Source organism: Ramlibacter sp., from assembly GCF_035554825.1.
In the GTDB taxonomy this organism is placed as follows: domain Bacteria; phylum Pseudomonadota; class Gammaproteobacteria; order Burkholderiales; family Burkholderiaceae_C; genus Ramlibacter.
In genome coordinates, this window is record NZ_DATMHS010000072.1 from 1 (window position 1) to 17,465 (window position 17,465).

The 17,465-nt window shown below is 70.8% G+C and carries 21 protein-coding genes; 13 read left to right on the plus strand and 8 right to left on the minus strand.

Features of this window, described 5'->3' with window-relative positions; translation table 11 throughout:
• The 6 genes from VNT59_RS08245 to VNT59_RS08270 form a co-directional block, all read left to right on the plus strand.
• Positions 1 to 1,155, plus strand: a 1,155-nt coding sequence (locus VNT59_RS08245; protein WP_325497845.1) for a homoserine dehydrogenase, incomplete at its 5' end; no start/stop codon positions are given.
• 12 nt (positions 1,156 to 1,167) lie between these two features.
• Positions 1,168 to 2,586, plus strand: a complete 1,419-nt coding sequence (gene thrC, locus VNT59_RS08250) for a threonine synthase (protein ID WP_325497846.1) — start codon at positions 1,168 to 1,170, stop codon at positions 2,584 to 2,586.
• Positions 2,587 to 2,593: 7 nt separating this feature from the next.
• Positions 2,594 to 3,127 (plus strand): molybdopterin-guanine dinucleotide biosynthesis protein B, encoded by a 534-nt coding sequence (mobB, locus tag VNT59_RS08255; RefSeq protein ID WP_325497847.1) that lies wholly within the window; start codon positions 2,594 to 2,596, stop codon positions 3,125 to 3,127.
• A 70-nt stretch (positions 3,128 to 3,197) separates the two neighbouring features.
• Complete coding sequence (glp, locus tag VNT59_RS08260) at positions 3,198 to 4,427, plus strand: gephyrin-like molybdotransferase Glp (protein WP_325497848.1); 1,230 nt, start codon at positions 3,198 to 3,200, stop codon at positions 4,425 to 4,427.
• Complete coding sequence (gene moaD, locus VNT59_RS08265; RefSeq protein WP_325497849.1) at positions 4,424 to 4,675, plus strand: molybdopterin converting factor subunit 1; 252 nt, start codon at positions 4,424 to 4,426, stop codon at positions 4,673 to 4,675. Before glp ends, moaD begins: the two co-directional genes overlap by 4 nt.
• Position 4,676: 1 nt before the next feature.
• Complete coding sequence (locus VNT59_RS08270) at positions 4,677 to 5,150, plus strand: molybdenum cofactor biosynthesis protein MoaE (RefSeq protein ID WP_325497850.1); 474 nt, start codon at positions 4,677 to 4,679, stop codon at positions 5,148 to 5,150.
• A gap of 3 nt (positions 5,151 to 5,153) precedes the next feature.
• Here VNT59_RS08270 and VNT59_RS08275 read toward each other — a convergent pair whose 3' ends face one another.
• Positions 5,154 to 5,732: a hypothetical protein gene (locus VNT59_RS08275; protein WP_325497851.1), complete on the minus strand. Its 579-nt coding sequence runs from the start codon at positions 5,730 to 5,732 to the stop codon at positions 5,154 to 5,156.
• A gap of 99 nt (positions 5,733 to 5,831) precedes the next feature.
• Here VNT59_RS08275 and clpB point away from each other — a divergent pair, with 99 nt between their 5' ends.
• Positions 5,832 to 8,465, plus strand: a complete 2,634-nt coding sequence (gene clpB, locus VNT59_RS08280) for an ATP-dependent chaperone ClpB (protein ID WP_325497852.1) — start codon at positions 5,832 to 5,834, stop codon at positions 8,463 to 8,465.
• Between the two features lie 80 nt (positions 8,466 to 8,545).
• On the plus strand, positions 8,546 to 8,827 hold the full coding sequence (locus tag VNT59_RS08285) for a hypothetical protein (protein ID WP_325497853.1): 282 nt from the start codon (positions 8,546 to 8,548) through the stop codon (positions 8,825 to 8,827).
• Here VNT59_RS08285 and VNT59_RS08290 read toward each other — a convergent pair.
• The gene (locus tag VNT59_RS08290; RefSeq protein ID WP_325497854.1) at positions 8,824 to 9,651 is read right to left on the minus strand and encodes a ChbG/HpnK family deacetylase; all 828 of its coding nucleotides are present in this window, start codon (positions 9,649 to 9,651) and stop codon (positions 8,824 to 8,826) included. The genes VNT59_RS08285 and VNT59_RS08290 overlap by 4 nt on opposite strands.
• Positions 9,652 to 9,668: 17 nt before the next feature.
• On the opposite strand from VNT59_RS08290, the gene VNT59_RS08295 reads away from it, so the two are divergent.
• Positions 9,669 to 10,055, plus strand: a complete 387-nt coding sequence (locus VNT59_RS08295; RefSeq protein WP_325497855.1) for a GtrA family protein — start codon at positions 9,669 to 9,671, stop codon at positions 10,053 to 10,055.
• Here VNT59_RS08295 and VNT59_RS08300 read toward each other — a convergent pair.
• The 3 genes from VNT59_RS08300 to VNT59_RS08310 all read right to left on the minus strand — a co-directional run bounded on the left by VNT59_RS08300 (position 10,003) and on the right by VNT59_RS08310 (position 13,342).
• Positions 10,003 to 11,565 (minus strand): glycosyltransferase family 39 protein, encoded by a 1,563-nt coding sequence (locus tag VNT59_RS08300; RefSeq protein WP_325497856.1) that lies wholly within the window; start codon positions 11,563 to 11,565, stop codon positions 10,003 to 10,005. The two genes, VNT59_RS08295 and VNT59_RS08300, sit on opposite strands and share 53 nt — an antisense overlap.
• Complete coding sequence (locus VNT59_RS08305) at positions 11,562 to 12,644, minus strand: glycosyltransferase family 2 protein (protein WP_325497857.1); 1,083 nt, start codon at positions 12,642 to 12,644, stop codon at positions 11,562 to 11,564. Before VNT59_RS08305 ends, VNT59_RS08300 begins: the two co-directional genes overlap by 4 nt.
• Positions 12,645 to 12,841: 197 nt before the next feature.
• Positions 12,842 to 13,342 (minus strand): hypothetical protein, encoded by a 501-nt coding sequence (locus VNT59_RS08310; RefSeq protein ID WP_325497858.1) that lies wholly within the window; start codon positions 13,340 to 13,342, stop codon positions 12,842 to 12,844.
• Positions 13,343 to 13,532: 190 nt separating this feature from the next.
• Between VNT59_RS08310 and VNT59_RS08315 the strand changes: the two genes are divergently transcribed.
• Positions 13,533 to 14,513 carry an MDR family oxidoreductase gene (locus tag VNT59_RS08315; protein ID WP_325497859.1) on the plus strand — a complete coding sequence of 327 codons (981 nt, stop codon included), beginning with the start codon at positions 13,533 to 13,535 and terminating at the stop codon, positions 14,511 to 14,513.
• Positions 14,514 to 14,524: 11 nt separating this feature from the next.
• On the opposite strand, the gene VNT59_RS08320 is transcribed toward VNT59_RS08315, so the two are convergent.
• The gene (locus VNT59_RS08320; RefSeq protein ID WP_325497860.1) at positions 14,525 to 14,788 is read right to left on the minus strand and encodes a hypothetical protein; all 264 of its coding nucleotides are present in this window, start codon (positions 14,786 to 14,788) and stop codon (positions 14,525 to 14,527) included.
• A 119-nt stretch (positions 14,789 to 14,907) separates the two neighbouring features.
• On the opposite strand from VNT59_RS08320, the gene VNT59_RS08325 reads away from it, so the two are divergent.
• Entirely contained in the window at positions 14,908 to 15,045 is a 138-nt protein-coding gene (locus tag VNT59_RS08325) for a DUF3096 domain-containing protein (protein ID WP_325497861.1), read from the plus strand.
• Positions 15,046 to 15,050: 5 nt separating this feature from the next.
• On the opposite strand, the gene VNT59_RS08330 is transcribed toward VNT59_RS08325, so the two are convergent.
• Positions 15,051 to 15,824: an SDR family oxidoreductase gene (locus VNT59_RS08330; protein WP_325497862.1), complete on the minus strand. Its 774-nt coding sequence runs from the start codon at positions 15,822 to 15,824 to the stop codon at positions 15,051 to 15,053.
• A gap of 206 nt (positions 15,825 to 16,030) precedes the next feature.
• Here VNT59_RS08330 and VNT59_RS08335 point away from each other — a divergent pair, with 206 nt between their 5' ends.
• Positions 16,031 to 16,462, plus strand: coding sequence for a hypothetical protein (locus VNT59_RS08335; RefSeq protein ID WP_325497863.1), 432 nt, complete (start codon positions 16,031 to 16,033; stop codon positions 16,460 to 16,462).
• 65 nt (positions 16,463 to 16,527) lie between these two features.
• The gene (locus VNT59_RS08340) at positions 16,528 to 16,995 is read left to right on the plus strand and encodes a PaaI family thioesterase (protein ID WP_325497864.1); all 468 of its coding nucleotides are present in this window, start codon (positions 16,528 to 16,530) and stop codon (positions 16,993 to 16,995) included.
• Here the strand turns inward: VNT59_RS08340 and VNT59_RS08345 are convergent.
• A complete protein-coding gene (locus tag VNT59_RS08345) occupies positions 16,992 to 17,456 on the minus strand; it encodes an NUDIX domain-containing protein (RefSeq protein ID WP_325497865.1) in 465 nt (154 codons plus the stop codon). The genes VNT59_RS08340 and VNT59_RS08345 overlap by 4 nt on opposite strands.
• Positions 17,457 to 17,465 lie beyond the last annotated feature (9 nt).

Here is a 17,465-nt window from a genome sequence, read left to right on the forward strand (position 1 = left end):
ATCGCGAACCCCGACATCGACATCGTGATCGAGCTGATCGGCGGCTGCGGCATCGCCCGGCAGCTGGTGCTCGAGGCGATCGCCGCCGGCAAGCACGTCGTCACGGCGAACAAGGCGCTGCTGGCCGTGCACGGCACCGAGATCTTCGAGGCGGCGCGCGAGCGCGGCCTGGCGGTGGGCTTCGAGGCGGCGGTGGCCGGCGGCGTGCCGATCATCAAGGCGCTGCGCGAGGGCCTGACGGCCAACCGCATCCACTGGATCGCCGGCATCATCAACGGCACGACCAACTTCATCCTGTCGGAGATGCGGGACAAGGGCCTGGACTTCGACGTGGTGCTGAAGGAGGCGCAGCGCCTGGGCTACGCCGAGGCCGACCCGACCTTCGACATCGAGGGCGTCGACGCCGCCCACAAGGTGACGCTGATGAGCGCCATTGCCTTCGGCATCCCGGTGCAGTTCGACAAGGCCTACGTCGAAGGCATCACCAGGCTGGCCGCCCAGGACATCCGCTACGCCGAGCAGCTCGGCTACCGCATCAAGCTGCTGGGCGTGACCAAGCGCAGCCGCGATCCGGCGACCGGCGCGCTCAAGGGGGTCGAGCTGCGGGTGCACCCGACGCTGGTGCCGGCCAAGCGCCTGATCGCCAACGTGGAGGGCGCGATGAACGCGGTGGTGGTGCAGGGCGACGCCGTCGGCCCCACGCTCTACTACGGCAAGGGAGCGGGCAGCGAGCCCACCGCCAGCGCGGTGATCGCCGACCTGGTGGACATCACCCGCCTGCACACCGCCGATGCGGCGCACCGCGTGCCGCACCTTGCGTTCCAGCCCGACCAGATGAGCGACCTGCCGGTGCTGCCGATGAGCGAGGTGGTGACCAGCTATTACCTGCGGCTGCGGGTGGCCGATCAGGCCGGCGTGCTGGCCAAGGTGACCGGCCTGCTGGCCGCGGCCGGCATCAGCATCGATGCCATGCTGCAGCGCCCGGCCGGCGATGACCACCAGGTCGCCGGCGAGCGCGGCGTGCCGCAGACCGACCTCATCATCCTCACGCACGAGGTGCGCGAAGGCACCATGAACGACGTGCTCGCGCAGATGCAGGGCCTGACGACCGTGCTGGCCCCGATCGTGCGCATCCGCAAGGAAGAGCTCGCCTGAGCCGGTTCACCGATGCTGTACCTGTCCACCCGCGGCCATCCCGCCCGCAAGCATTTCTGCGAGATCCTGCTCGAAGGGCTGGCGCCCGACGGCGGCCTCTATCTGCCCGAGCGCTATCCGCAGGTGGACGAGGCCACCCTGGCGCGCTGGCGCGACCTGCCGTACGCCGAGCTCGCCTTCGAGATCCTGTCGCTCTACATCGACGACATCCCGCCGGCGGACCTGCGCAGGCTGTGCCGCGACACCTACACCAAGGCGGTGTTCGGCACCGAGGCGATCGTGCCCCTGAAGCAGCTCGAACCGGGGCTGTACCTGGAGGCGCTGTCGAACGGGCCGACGCTCGCCTTCAAGGACATGGCGATGCAGCTGCTCGGCAACCTGTTCGAGTACGAACTGGCGCGGCGCGGCGAGGAGCTCAACATTCTTGGCGCCACCTCGGGCGACACCGGCAGCGCCGCCGAGTACGCGATGCGCGGCAAGCGCGGCGTGCGCGTGTTCATGACCTCGCCCCAGGGGCGGATGAGCCCGTTCCAGCAGGCGCAGATGTTCAGCCTGCAGGACGCCAACATCCACAACCTGGCGGTCGAAGGCGTGTTCGACGACTGCCAGGACATCGTCAAGGCGGTGTCCAACGACCTCGACTTCAAGCGCCGGTACCGCATCGGCACGGTGAACTCGATCAACTGGGCGCGCCTGCTGGCCCAGGTCGTCTACTACTTCGCCGGCTACTTCCAGGCGACGACGGGCAGGCCGGGCCACAAGGTCAGCTTCGCGGTGCCCTCGGGCAATTTCGGCAACATCTGCGCCGGCCATGTGGCCCGGATGATGGGCCTGCCGGTCGAGCACCTGGTGCTGGCGACCAACGAGAACGACGTCCTCGACGAGTTCTTCCGCACCGGCGTCTACCGCGTGCGTTCCAGCGCCGACACCCACGAGACCTCGAGCCCCTCGATGGACATCAGCAAGGCGAGCAACTTCGAGCGCTTCGTGTTCGACCTGCTCGGGCGCGACGCCGCCAGGGTCGGCCAGCTCTTCGGCGGGCAGCTCGCGCGCGAAGGCCGCTTCGACCTGAGCGCCGAGCCGGCGTTCGCCGATGTGCCCCGGCGCTTTGGTTTCGTCAGCGGCAAGAGCACCCACGCCGACCGGCTCGCGACGATCCGCGACACGCACCGGCGTTTCGGGGTCCTGATCGACACCCATACGGCCGACGGCCTGAAGGTCGCGCGCGAGCGCCGCCGGGACGGCGAGACGATGATCGTGCTGGAGACGGCGCTGCCGATCAAGTTCGCGGCGACCATCGTCGAGGCGCTCGGCCGCGAGCCGGACCGGCCGCCGCAGTTCGAGGGCATCGAGCGGCTGCCCCGCCGGGTCACCGTGATGCCGGCCAGCGTCCAGGCCGTGAAGGACTTCATCGCGGCGCACTGCGCGTGAGGACGGCATGAAAGTCGTGGGCTTCGCCGGTTTCTCGGGCTCGGGCAAGACGACGCTGGTCGAGCATCTGATCTCGGCGCTCAAGCTGCGCGGACTGCGGGTTTCGGTGATCAAGCACGCCCACCACGAGTTCGACATCGACTACCCGGGCAAGGACAGCTGGCGCCATCGCCAGGCGGGAGCCTTCGAGACGCTCGTCGCATCCTCGCGCCGGCTCGCCCTGATCCGGGAGTTCGAGCAGCCGGCGAACCTCACGGCGCACCATGTGATCGCCGACCTGTACCCGGCCGTGGACTGGGTGCTGGTCGAAGGCTTCAAGGACAGCGACCTGCTCAAGATCGAGGTGTGGCGGCCGGCGGCGGGCAAGCCGGCACTGTATCCGGACGACGCGTTCATCGTCGCCGTGGCCACCGACTCGCCCGGCGCGCTGCCGCAAGAGACCTTGCGGCCGGTGCTGGACCTCAACGATGCGGATGCGGTGGCGCAGTGGCTCGTTGACAATGGGGATCGCTTCGAGTACCACCCCGAGAGGTATTCGTGAATCGCCACCGGTGCCGCCGCAGCGACGCGCCGGTGGGCGCTGCCGGTCCCGCTGCAACCCGGAGTCAGCCATGAACGCGCCTCGCGCCCCGTTGCGCCCCCTCGACGACGCGCTCGCCGAGCTGCTGGCGCAGGCCCGGCCGCTCGACGGCGCCGAGCGCGTGCGCACCTTCGACGCCGACGGCCGCGTGCTCGCGCAGGACCTTGTCTCGCAACTGCAGGTGCCGCCGCACGACAACAGCTCGATGGACGGCTACGCCGTTCGCAGCAGCGAGATCGCCGACGAAGGCATCGTGCTGCCGGTGTCGCAACGCATTCCCGCCGGCAGCGCGCCGCAGCCGCTCGTCCCCGGCAGCGCCGCGCGCATCTTCACCGGGGCGCCCGTCCCGGCCGGCGCGGACGCGATCGTGATGCAGGAGGAAACCGAGGCGGCGGGCGAACACGCCGTCCGCATCCTGCGCGCGCCGGCCGCGGGCCAGTGGATTCGGCGCAGCGGCGAGGACGTCACGCGCGGCGCGATCGTGCTGGCGCGCGGGCAGCGGCTCGATCCCGGGGCCCTCGGGCTGGCCGCCAGCATCGGGCTGGACCATCTCGCCGTGGCACGGCGCCCGCGGGTGGCCCTGTTTTCCACCGGCGACGAACTGGTCATGCCGGGCGAGGTGCCGCCAGAGCGGATGCGCCCCGGCGCCATCTACAACTCCAACCGCTTCTTCCTGCAGGCGCTGCTGCGCCGGCTGGGCTGCGAGGTCAGCGACTTCGGGATCGTGCCGGACCAGCGCGATGCCACCGTGCGGGCGCTCGACCTGGCCTCGCGCGAGCACGACCTGATCCTCACCAGCGGCGGAGTGTCGGTGGGCGAGGAGGACCACGTGAAGCCGGCGGTGCAGTCGCTCGGCTCGCTCGATCTGTGGCAAATCGCCATCAAGCCCGGCAAGCCGTTCGCCCATGGCCGCGTGGACGGGGCCCATTTCATGGGACTGCCCGGCAATCCGGTGTCGAGTTTCGTCACCTTCCTGCTGCTGGTGCGGCCGTTCCTGCTGAAGCTGCAGGGCGCGACCGATCTGGTCCCGCGCTCGACCGCGGTGCCGGCCGATTTCGAGTGGCCGCGCGCGGACAAGCGGCGCGAGTTCCTGCGCGTGCGCCGCAACGCGCAGGGCGCGCTGGCGCTGTTCACCAACCAGAGTTCCGGCGTGTTGACCTCGGCCGTCTGGGCCGACGGGTTGGTCGACAACCCCCCGGGCCGCACCATCGCCCGCGGCGATGCGGTGCGCTTCCTGTCGCTCGCGGAGCTGGTCGGATGAAGGTGCGGGTGCGTTACTTCGCGTCGATCCGCGAGGCGGTGGGGCAGGGCAGCGAGGCGCTGGACACCGGCGCCGCCACGCTGGGCGGCCTGCGCGACGAACTGATCGCCCGCGGCGGCGCCCATGCGCTGAGCCTCGCGCGGGGCAAGGCGGTGCGCGTCGCGCTGGACCAGGTGATGAGCGACGAGGCGCAGCCGCTGCGCGAGGGCTGCGAGGTCGCGTTCTTCCCACCGGTGACGGGAGGCTGACATGGCCGCGCGGGTGAGCATCCAGACCGCCGACTTCGACCTGTCGCAGGAAGTGGCGGCATTGCGGGCGGCGGATCCGCGCGTCGGCGCGGTCTGCGCCTTCGTCGGCACCGTTCGCGACCGCAGCGACGGCGCTCCGGTGAGCTCGATGGAACTCGAGCACTATCCGGGCATGACCGAAAAGGCGATCGAGTCGATGATCGACGAGGCACACCGCCGTTTCGACATCCACGGCGCCCGCGTCATCCACCGGGTCGGGCTGTTGCAGCCGCTGGACCAGATCGTCCTGGTGGCCGTCACCTCGGCGCATCGCGGCGAAAGCTTCCAGGCCTGCGAGTTCCTGATGGACTACCTCAAGACGCAGGCGCCGTTCTGGAAGAAGGAGCAGACGCCGCAGGGCGCGCGCTGGGTCGATGCCCGCGTCAGCGACGACGCCGCACTGGCCCGCTGGGGCATCACCCGGGCCAACGCCTGAGACTCAGTTGAGGTAGCGGGGGCGCCGCAGCGCCTGGTGGTCCTCGAGCAGGCCGCCCGCTTCCGTCGGGACATGCGAGCCGAACGGCTCGGCCCACTGGGCCCGGGCCAGCGACTGCTCGAGCAGGTGCATCAGGCCCTGCATCAGGGCCGGCTGCAATTCCACCTGGAACACGCGCGGCTCCTCGGCGTTCGGCAGCCGCTCGTTGAAGCTCAGGCGCAAGCGGCCATCCGCCAGCGGGGTGGCGTCCACGTCCGTGATCAGCAGCGGTTCGGGGCCGAGCGGCATCTGGGCTTCGCCCTCCTGGTAGGGCGTCTCGAAATCGGCCTGGCGCAGGAACTCTTCCTTGCGGAAATCGGCCAGCATCTGCTTGAGGCTGTCGTCCGCACTGTCGAGCGAGCGGCCGGCGTTTTCCAGCTTGAGCAGATGGCTGGTCAGCAGCTTGGACAGCAGGGGCCACAGTCCGAGCATCAGGCGGCGCGTCAGCCACAGCCTGATCTCGTCGGCGCTGGAGCTCTTGATGCGCACCAGGATCCGATCCTGTTCGGCCAGGTAGGTCACGGACAACTGGTGGATCTGCATGCAGCGAATTCTAGTTGCTGAGCTGGCAGCCGCTGCCCGGCGTTGGCCCTTGAAAACCTGTGGGCAAGCCTAAGCTGGGGAGGTGACCGGAGGCTCTTTATGAGACTAGACAAACTCACGACCAAATTCCAGGAAGCCCTGGGCGAGGCGCAGACGCTGGCGCTGGGCAACGACCATGCCTACATCGAGCCGGCGCACCTGCTGGTGGCGATGTTGCGCCAGGAGGACGGGCCGGCGGGGCTGCTGCAGCGCGCGGGCGTGAACGTCCCGGGCCTGCTGGCCGCGGCCGAAAGCGCGATGCACAAGCTGCCGCAGGTGCAAGGGCAGGAGCAGGTGCAGGTGGGCCGCGACCTGGTGGGCCTGCTGCAGGCGGCCGAGAAAGAGGCGATCAAGCGCGGCGACCAGTTCATCGCCGGCGAGCTGTTCCTGCTGGCCGTCGCCGAGACCAGGCAGGACATCGGGCGCATGGCCCGCGAGCAGGGCCTGACGCGCAAGCAGCTGGAGAGCGCGATCGACGCCGTGCGCGGCGGCCAGAACGTGAACTCGCCCGAGGCGGAAGGCCAGCGCGAGGCGTTGAAGAAGTACACCCTGGACCTCACGGAGCGGGCGCGCCAGGGCAAGCTCGACCCGGTGATCGGTCGCGACGACGAGATCCGGCGCGCGATCCAGGTGCTGCAGCGGCGCACCAAGAACAACCCGGTGCTGATCGGCGAGCCCGGCGTCGGCAAGACCGCCATCGTCGAGGGCCTGGCCCAGCGCATCGTCGCCGGCGAGGTGCCGGAGACGCTGAAGAACAAGCGGGTGCTGTCGCTGGACATGGCCGCGCTGCTGGCCGGCGCCAAGTACCGCGGCGAATTCGAGGAACGCCTGAAGAACGTGCTGAACGAACTGGCCAAGGACCAGGGCCAGACCATCGTCTTCATCGACGAGCTGCACACCATGGTCGGCGCCGGCAAGGCCGAGGGCGCCATGGATGCCGGCAACATGCTCAAGCCGGCGCTGGCGCGCGGCGAGCTGCATTGCGTGGGCGCGACCACGCTCGACGAATACCGCAAGTACATCGAGAAGGACGCCGCGCTGGAGCGCCGCTTCCAGAAGATCCTGGTGGGCGAGCCGAGCGTCGAGGCGACCATCGCCATCCTGCGCGGGCTGCAGGAGAAGTACGAGGTCCATCATGGCGTCGAGATCACGGACCCGGCGATCGTGGCAGCGGCCGAGCTCTCGCACCGCTACATCACCGACCGTTTCCTGCCCGACAAGGCGATCGACCTGATCGACGAGGCGGCGTCCAAGATCAAGATCGAGATCGATTCCAAGCCGGAGGCGATCGACCGGCTCGATCGCCGCCTGATCCAGCTGCAGATCGAGCGCGAGGCCGTGCGCAAGGAAAAGGACGAGGCGTCGCAGAAGCGCTTCGCCCTGATCGAGGAAGAGGTGGCGCGGCTGCAAAAGGAGATCGCCGACCTCGAGGAGATCTGGAAGGCCGAGAAGGCGACCGCGCAGGGCAGCGCCGAAGTCAAGGAAGAGATCGAGAAGCTGCGCCGCGAGATCGAGGGCTACACCCGCAAGGGCGACTTCAACAAGGTCGCCGAGCTGCAATACGGGCGCCTGCCCGAGCTGGAGAAGAAGCTCAAGGAAGCGCAGGCCAAGGAATCGGGCAAGGCCAGGTCCGCCAAGGACGGCGGCCGGCCGCAGCTGCTGCGCACCATGGTCGGCGCCGAGGAGATCGCCGAGGTGGTGGCGCGGGCCACCGGCATCCCCGTGTCCAAGCTGATGCAGGGCGAGCGCGAGAAGCTGCTGCTGATGGAAGACCGCTTGCACGAGCGCGTGGTCGGCCAGGACGAGGCGATCGCTGCGGTGGCCAACGCGATTCGCCGTTCGCGCTCGGGCCTGTCCGACCCGAACCGCCCGACCGGCTCGTTCCTGTTCCTCGGGCCGACGGGCGTGGGCAAGACCGAGCTGTGCAAGGCGCTGGCGAACTTCCTGTTCGACAGCGAGGAGCACCTGATCCGCATCGACATGAGCGAGTTCATGGAGAAGCACTCGGTGGCGCGGCTGATCGGCGCGCCGCCGGGCTACGTCGGCTACGAGGAGGGCGGCTACCTGACCGAAGCCGTGCGCCGCAAGCCCTACAGCGTGATCCTGCTCGACGAGGTCGAGAAGGCCCACCACGACGTGTTCAACGTGCTGCTGCAGGTGCTCGACGACGGCCGCCTGACCGACGGCCAGGGCCGTACGGTGGACTTCAAGAACACCGTGATCGTGATGACGAGCAACATCGGCTCGCACATGATCCAGGCCATGGTCGGCCGGCCCTACGAGGACGTGAAGGACGCTGTCTGGGACGAGCTGAAGAACCACTTCCGCCCCGAGTTCCTGAACCGGATCGACGAAACGGTGGTGTTCCACGCGCTGGACGCCCAGCACATCGAGCGGATCGCCGCCATCCAGCTGCGGGTGCTGGAGCAGCGGCTGGCCAAGATGGACCTCAAGCTGGAGGTGTCGCCGGCGGCGCTGGAGGAGCTGGCGAAGGTCGGCTTCGACCCGGTGTTCGGCGCGCGGCCGCTCAAGCGGGCGATCCAGCAGCGCATCGAGAACCCGCTGTCGAGGCTGATCCTGGAGGGGCGCTTCCCGCCCAAGAGCGTGATCCCGGTGGAAGTCGATCCGGTGCGCGAGCCCGGCGTCTTCCACTTCGGCAACGCCGAGCCGGTGGCCGAAGAGGCGTCCGCCTGAGCGGCGCGGTCGCCTTAAGATTCCCCTCATGGCCGGAGCGGATACTCCGGCCATTCCTTTGCTGAAAGCGCCTGGTGTTGATGAATCTCCTGCTGCGGGCCGTGCTGGTGCTGGCCGGTCTCGTGTTTGCCGCCTCGCTGGCCCTGGTGGTCGCCCTGATGTTCGCGCTCTGGGGGCTGCGCGCCGCCTGGGCCCGGCTCACCGGCCGTCCGATCGCCCCGTTCGTGGTGCGCATGCATCCGTTCGGCGCCTTCGACGACATGGTGCGCCGCAACGCGCCGGCGAGCCGCACGCCGCGTGCCGATGCCGTGGCGCCGGGTCGGCCCATCGCCGACGTGACCGACGTGGAGGCCAAACGCTAGCCGCGCGCCAACCGGCTGAGCGGCACCAGCTGCACGTGCAGCCGTGCCAGCAGCGCGGCAAAGGCGTCGCCGGCAAGCACCTCGTATTCCCGCCGGCGCGCGGCCGCGATCGGATCGCCCTCGGGCGAACCCAGTCCCGCATGGCACATCAGCAGATCGCCATCGCGCGCCGCGTCCAGCCATTGCGAAAGCAGCGCCTGGTAGCCGGGCGCGGTGCCGCCGAAACCGTAGACGCCGAGCAGCCGCCGGTTGCAGGCGAAGCCGTGCGCGCGCGCCAGCCGCTCGAATGCGGCCCCGCCCAGCCGCTGCAGCAGCCACGGCTTGCCCATGGCGCCGGCCGGCGGGCGCGTCGAACGCAGCCAGGGCCGCAGCGGCGGCGGATACCGCGCTTCGAGCGTCCGCAGCAGGACGTCGCGGATCACCGGAAACTGGTGGACATGCTGGTGGCCATCGACGTGCGCCGGTGGCTGGCCCATGGCAGCCTCGAACCGATCGAGCTGGGCGTCGAGCTCCCGGCGCAGCCGCTCGCGGCCCACCAGGTGCGCCGCGCTGCGCGCCCACCAGGAGGGCAACGAGCGCTGCAGCGCCCGATCGACCGGGTGCTGCGTGAGGTCGAGGTGCAGTCCGACGTCGAGCTGCTGCGGCGCGAGCGGCCGCAGCGCCGCCGCGCCGCCCTGCCAGGCCGGCGCCCCGGTCATGCAGCTCACCGCCGTCGCGCGGCCGAGCGCCGCCAGGCGCAGGGCCGCCTCGTTGACGCCTGGATGCAGGCCGAAATCGTCCACGCACAGCGCGATGGATCTGGGCAGCGGCGCCGTCGAAGTCATCGCGATCGGCCGCTCGCATGAAGGCGAGGATCGGCTGGTTCCTTGCCGTCGGCTGCGCCGCCGCCGCCGTGCACTTCGCCATCGTCGTGCGGCTGGTGACCGCAACGGCGCTGGCGCCGCTGGCCGCCAACGTCGCCGGCTGGCTGGTTGCCCTGCTGGTGTCGTTCACTGGCCATTGGCGCTTGACGTTCCGTCACGAGCGCGCCCCCTGGCGGCAGGCGGCGCCGCGCTTCTTCGCGATCTCGCTGGCCGGGTTCGCGGTCAATGAGGCGGCATATGCGGTCCTGCTGCACCTGAGCGGCTGGCGGTACGACGTGCTGCTGGCGATCGTGCTGGTCGGCATGGCGGTCCTCACATACCTGCTGAGCTCGCGCTGGGCGTTCCTGGGCACGGCGCGGCCGTGACCGCGCCCGCCGGCAGCCGCCAGAGCAGCGTGTCGCCCTGGCGGGCGATCACCGCGGCCTGCGCCAGCAGCGGGTAGCGCTCCAGCATCGCCACCCCGCCGACCAGCCAGGTCGCACGCGACGCGCACAGCACGCCGGCCAGCTGCGATGGCAGCAGCAGCACGGGATCGCCCTGGCCGCGCCGGAAGCGCTGTGCATCCAGCAGTTCCCGGTGCCAGTCGTCGCGGGCGGCCAGCGCCGGCCGGTCCCAATCGTCCAGCACGAGCGGCGGCGCCGCCAGCCGGGCATAGAACGGCAGGTCGTAGTAGTAGCCGTGCAGGAACACCACCGGCTCCTCGGGCGTCCGTCGTTGCGCCAGCGTGCGGCCGACCTCCCGCAGCGACTTGCTCGGCGCGGCGGTGACCGCGACCACCACCGTCAGGCAGGCCAGCGCTGCGGCCGCGGCGCTGGCCGCCAGCAGGCGGCGCCCGCGCCCTGACTGCGCGGCGGCCAGGGCCGCGTCGGCCACCAGGAACGCCAGTGGGACGGTGACGGGGAGGATGTAGCCGGCCAGCTTCGACCGGGGCAGCGAGAAGAACACGGTGACCAGCAGCAGCCACAGCCACATCAGCTGGCGCAGCCGGGCGCCGTCGGCATCGCCGCGGGAGGCACGCTGCGCCGCCGCCGGCAACCAGGCGCTCCACGGCAGCGTGGCCAGCGGCAGCACGGCGAGGTAGAACCAGAACGGGGCCGGGTTGTTGAAGCCGCCGGCCGTGTAGCGCTGGAAATGCTGCACCACGAAGAAGTAGTGCAGGAAGTCGGGAAAGCGCGACTGCATCGCGACGAACCACGGCGCGGCGACGGCGGCGAAGACCGCCAGGCCGGGGAGCCACGCCAGCGCCAGCAGCACCCGTGGCCGGCCGCGCACGACCAGCCAGGCCACCAGGACCAGTCCCGGCAGCACGACGCCGATCAGGCCCTTGGCGAGCAACCCGAGGGCCGCGAAGAGGTAGCCGGCCAGCAGCGAGGCGCGCGGCCGCAGCCCTTGCTCGATCGCGAGGGCGGCGTTCGCGAACGACAGCAGCGTGGCCGCGATGCAGCCGGCCACCAGCATGTCGAGGTTGGCGAACTGGGCCCCTGCGAACAGCAGCGGCTGCGTCAGCAACACGGCGAGCGACAGCCACGCCAGCGCCGGGCCGCGCCAGCGCCGCACGAAAAGGAACAGCGCCGTCGCGGCCACCACGCCTCCCAGCAACGGCGCCGTGCGCGCCGCCCACTCGTGCGGCCCCAGCACCGACAGCGCCGCGCCGGTGATCCAGTAGAACAGCGGCGGCTTGTGGAAATAGGGCAGGCCGTTGAGGGTCGGCGTGAGCCAGTCGCCCGAACGCAGCATCTCCCAGGCGACGCCGACGTAGCGGCCTTCGTCGGGGAGCATCAACGGCCGCATCCAGGCCGTCGCCGTCAGCCACAACACCGTCGTCAGCAGCGCCGCGGCAACGCCGGCGCGGCCACCGGGCGGCCCGGCCTTCACAGATCGGGGGCCGCCAGGCCCTGGCCGAGGTCGCGCTTGATCACGTACAGCGGCCGCGCCTTCACCTCCAGGAAGATGCGGGCCACGTATTCGCCCATGATGCCCAGGCAGATCAGCTGCACGCCCATGAAGAGCAGCAAGCTGACGACGATGGTCGTCCAGCCCGAGACATGGCTGCCATACAGCAGGTAGGCGAGCGTCAGCCAGGCGCCGTAGCCGAAACCGGCCAGGGCCATCGCGACGCCGACCGCGCTGGCCACGCGCAGGGGCCAGGTGGTGAAGGAGGTGAGTGCATCCACCGTCATCTGGATCAGCCGGCCGATGCTGAAGCGGCTGCGGCCATGCGCGCGCGGATCGGGCACGTAGGGCAGGGCCACGCTGTCGAAGCCGATCCAGGCATACAGGCCGCTCATGAACCGGTTGCGTTCTGGCAGGGCCAGCAAGGCATCGACGGCGGCCCGGTCCAGCAGCCGGAAGTCGCCGGCATCGGCCGGCACGCGGAAGCGGTCGGTCCGGTTGATCAGGCCGTAGAGCATGCGGGCGCCCAGGCGTTTGAGCAGGCTTTCGCCGGCGCGGCTGGCGCGCACGGCGTAGACCACGTCGGCGCCGGCCTGCCAGCGTTCGACCATGGTGCGGATCAGCGCCGGCGGATGCTGCAGGTCGGCGTCCATCATGACCACCACCTCACCGGCGGCCGCCTGCAGCCCGGCGGTCAGCGCCGCCTCCTTGCCGAAATTGCGCGACAGCTGCAGCGCGCGCACGCCCGGTCGCCGGCCCCACTGCGCCATCAGCTGCGGCGTCTCGTCGGTGCTGCCATCGTCGACCAGCACGATCTCCCAGGCCGCGCTCAGCGTCGGCAGCAGTTCGCACAGCTGCGGCAGCAGCTGCACCAGGCTGCGCGCCTCGTTCCAGCAGGGGACCACGCACGAGAGGGTCGGCAGTCGCGGGCGATGGCCGCTTCCGGGTTCGCGGCCCACGGCTTCGCGCGCCAACGGCCGCGGCGGCGCGATCCGGGATGGCCTGGGGCCCGTGGCCGGCTCGCGGTCGAGGAAGGCCCGGAAGTCTTGCGGTCTGTTCACGGCGGCGCTCGTTGCAAGGGAGCTGCGAGTCTCCCCGGGACTGGCTTAAGCCCGACTGAAGATGGCGCAGCGCGACCGGCGGTTGCAACTGGCGATGGTTCGCAATCCCGGCCGGCGACGCTGGCGCACCCAGAATCCCGACACCTTCATCCTAGGTCACGCCGGCCGCTTTTCCAGCGCGGCCGCTGCTGGCGGCGTCACTTGAGGTAGTGGCTCACCTGTGCCGGGGTCTGCGCGTAATCGACCGCGCTGATGCGGCCGCCCTCGCTGCGCAGCACGGTCACCGCGCCATGCCGGCGCGGCAGCAGCGCGGCGTCCGCGGCATGGCGCACGACGGCCACCGGGTAGGGCAGCTGCCGCATGCGCGGCATTGCCACGATCGTGCTGATCGGCTCGGGCATGCGGCTGATGTCGGCGATGTAGATCGCCTTGCGGTCCCGCAGCGCGGTGGGCGGCAGCCCCTCCAGCGCCTTGGCCATCACCTGGCTCGATGCCATTTCGGCGGCGAAGAAGATGATCCTGGTGTCGGGCGCGACCGGCAGCGCCTTGGCATGCTGGTCACGCAGCGCCAGGGCCGGCAGCGATTCGCCGGTCTGCAGGGAGCCGGCCGGGGCCGCGGCCGCGGCCAGCAGCAGGCAGCAGGCGACCAGGCGCTTGGGCAGCGTGCTGGAACAACGGGGAGCGTGGCGGCGCGTCATGGCTGCGAGTCTCGCCGCCCGCGCCGGCCGGCGGCTTGACCAACCGCAAGCCGGCGGTGCCGCCGGCCAGGGCGGCACCCCGTGCCCGGTCCGGGGTGCCCCGCTCCGCGTGACGGGGGCGACACCGGCGGTCGCGGCGCCGGTGCAGAATGCATGCCGCCCCGGCGCATGGTCGCGCGAAAGGAATCGCATGTTCAACGCACTTGTCCTGGAGAAGAATCCCGAGTTCAGCGCCAGCGTGCGCGAGGTGGACGATACCTTCCTGCCCGAAGGCGATGTCACGGTCGACATTGCGTACTCCACCATCAATTACAAGGATGCGCTGGCGATCACCAACCGCTCGCCGGTCGTGCGCAGCTGGCCGATGGTGGCCGGCATCGACGGCTCCGGGACCGTGATCGAGAGCTCGTCGCCGGCGTGGAAGCCGGGCGACCAGGTCGTGCTCAACGGTTTCGGCGTCGGCGAGACCCACAAGGGCTGCCTGGCCGGGCGCGCCCGCCTGAAGGGCGATTGGCTGATCCGCCGGCCTTCGCGCTTCAGCGCGCGCGAGGCGATGGCGATCGGCACCGCCGGCTATACCGCGATGCTGTGCGTGCTGGCGCTGGAGCGGCACGGCGTCAAACCCGGCGACGGCGAGGTGCTGGTGACCGGGGCGACCGGCGGCGTCGGCTCCACGGCCGTCGCGCTGCTGTCGCAGCTGGGGCACAAGGTGGTGGCCGCCACCGGCAAGGCAGCCGAGGCGGACTACCTGCGCTCGCTCGGCGCCGCGGCCGTCATCGATCGCGCGGAGCTGGCCGCACCCGGCAAGCCGCTGCAGAAGGAACGCTGGCACGCGGTGGTCGATGCCGTCGGCAGCCACACGCTGGTCAATGCGCTGGCGCAGACGCGCTACGGCGGCGCCGTCGCGGCCTGCGGGCTGGCGCAGGGGCCGGACCTGCCGGGAACCGTGATGCCCTTCATCCTGCGCAACGTCGCGCTGCTCGGCGTCGACAGCGTCATGGCGCCGCTGGGCCTGCGCGAGCTGGCCTGGAACCGGTTGGCGCGCGACCTGGATCCGGGGCGGCTGGCGGCCATGACCACCGAGATCCCGCTCGCCGGGGCCGTCGACGCGGCAGCGCGGCTGATGCAGGGCCAGGTGCGGGGCCGCATCGTCGTGCGCACCCGCGACTGAGGCGCGACCCTTCAGGTGCGGCGCGGCGGCGCGCGACCGGTCGGACACATGACGTTGAGCGGCAAGTCGCCGCGGATGTATTGCAGTTCTTCTTCGGGCGAGGCCGGCCGCACGGCCACCACCTTGGCTCGGCCACCGTAGAGATCGCCAAGCTGCGCTTCGATTTCGGCGCGGGCGTCAGCCGACTGCGGCAGTGCCTTCAGCCAGCGGCGCGGATGACCGTCGTAGGCGAACTCGACCACCCACACCTTGCTCGTCCGGAAGAACTGCGCCACGTCGCGTCACCTCGGGTTGACAGGCCCGATTGTGCGCCGGGCCCACGGGAAGCGGTGGCCGCGCGATACTGCGTGTCACCGGCCTGCGCCGCAGGCGCGTTCCATCGGGGAGTCCTTGCATGAACCTCATTCCGCACATCGGCCCGGTCGCGGCGCTGGTGGCCGGCATCCTGATCCTGCTGATGCCCAGACTGCTCAACTTCATCGTGGCGATCTACCTGATCATCGTCGGCGCGGTCGGCCTGTTCGGCAAGTAGACCGGTCAAGGCGCGCTGCCCATGTGCTGCGCGTAGAGCTTCTGCATCCCGCCGAGCCAGCGGTCGTAGTCCTGCGCCTTGTTCAGGAAGTACCGGGCCACCTCGGGGTGCGGCAGCACCAGGAATCTCTCGTCGCGCATCACCGACACGACCTCGGCCGCCACCTGCTCGGGCGCGAGCACGCCGTTCAGGCCCGCCGAGCCGCCGCCGGCCGTGATCATGTCCGTCTGCACGGCCTGCGGGCACAGGCACGACACGCGCACGCCGCGCCGGCCGTACGCGATGCGCAGCCATTCGGCGAACGCCAGCGCCGCGTGCTTGGTGACCCCGTAGGGCGCGGTCTCGACGATGTTGAGCAGGCCGGCGGCCGAAGCGGTGACCAGGAAATAGCCTTCGCCGCGGGCCACCATTTCCGGCACGACCGCCCGGGCGGCCCAGACATGGGCCATGCCGTGCACGCGCCACATCTGGTCCCAGATCGCGTCCTCGAGCTCGAAGCCGCCCATGCGGCCGATGATGCCGGCGTTGGAGAGATAGGCGTCCACCCGCCCGAAGCGCTCGCGGCAGGCGGCGACGAGCGCCTGGATGTCGGCTTCGCGGCCCACGTCGCAGCGCACGGCCACGCCGCCGCACTCGCGCGCCACGCCCTGCGCCCGCTCGAGGTTGATGTCGGCCACGACCACGCCGGCGGCGCCCTCCGCGGCCATGCGGCGCGCGAGCGCGGCGCCGATGCCGCTGGCGGCCCCGGTGATGATGACGACCTTGCCTTGAATGTCCATGAGCTTCTCCGAGAAGCAGCAGTATCGACGCGGCCCCGGCGGCAGCCAGCCGCCGACGCGACAGCGCGCAAGACCGCCGGCGCTGCCGCCGGATTTTGCCGGCTGCGGTTCGGTCGCGGCTCCCACGGCGGCGGAGCGAGGCGTCCTACAGGTCGGGCACGCGCCGTGACCGAGGATGCGCCATCCGATCGACAAGGGTCAGCCCCATGCAAGCCACAGCACAACACTTCGAAGCAGCACCGGCCGACCGGCCCACCGCCATCAGCCGCCGCGAGGCCGAACAGGAGGATGCGTACTGGAGCCGCACGTTCTGGCAGGAGCGCTATTTCGACCCGTCGTTCGACTACGAGGACTACGCGCCCGCGTACTGCGTCGGCTATGCCGGTTGCGCCCAGTACGGCGGCGCCTTCGCGGACGCGCAGCGTTGCCTGTGCGCCAACTGGGAACGCATCAAGGGCGATTCGCGGCTGTCGCTGGACCAGGCGCTGCCGGCGATCCGCGCAGCCTGGGAGCGGACGGCGCGGCTGCGCCAGCGCCGGCTGCAGCCGGCGATGAACGACGCGAGCTTCGCGGCCGGCGCGAGTCGGCGGGCGCTGGCCGTCGAAACGGCGGACGCGGCGCAGGCGGTGGCCGCCTGAGCCCCTGGCGCGCCCTGTCGCCGAACGGACCGGCGCGGCGGCCCGTGCGCGGCTAGCATCCGCGCGTGACCGAACCAGCATCCATTCCCGCCGGCTTTCGCCCCGTCGCCATCGGCGGCCCTTTCCTGGCGCACAACGGCCCCCTGTACGCGCGGCTCGCCGGGGAGGGCGTCCAGCTGGGGTTCCGGGTCGAGGCGCGGCACACCAATCCCTTGAACATCTGCCACGGCGGCATGCTCGCCACCTTTGCCGACATGCTGCTGCCGTGCGTGATCCTGTACGAGCCGGGCCACGAGCGGCGCTTTCTGCCGACGATCAGCCTGCAGGTGGATTACCTGGCGCAGGCCGCGCTGGGCGCCTGGGTGCAGGGCGAGGGCCAGGTGCTGCGGCGCACCCGCAGCATGGTGTTCGCCCAGGGCGTGGTCAGCGCGGATGGCCAGGCCGCCATGCGGGTGAGCGGCATCTTCAAGCTGGGCAATCTGATCGGCGACGGTGCCGAGGGCGACCCGCTGCGGCTGCGAGCGGCAGCCTAGCTTCGCCCGGCCAGCACCTGCTCGAGCCGGTCGAGCAACTCCCCTTGCGCCCGCAGCAGCTTGCGCCTGGCCTCGGCCAGCCCGAACCAGCCGATGCGGTCGACCTCCGGGTAGCGCTGGCGCTGGCCGGAGCGTGGCGGCCATTCCAGTTCGAACTCGTTGCAGCGCAGCTGGGCCGGATCGCAGTCCGCTTCGAAGGCCCAGGCGCTGATGCGCTTGCCGCTTTTTTGCACCACCTCGCCCAGCGGCAGCAGCGGCGGCACGACGGCCAGCCCGGTCTCCTCGCCGAACTCGCGTTGGGCGGCTGCGAGCGGTTGCTCGGGATCGCCGTATTCGCCTTTGGGAATGCTCCAGGCGCCTTCGTCCTTGTGGCGCCAGAAGGGGCCGCCCGGATGCGCCAGCAGCACTTCCAGGCCGCCGCCAGTGCGGCGGAACATCAGAAGACCGGCGCTGCGCTTCATGGGAGGGGG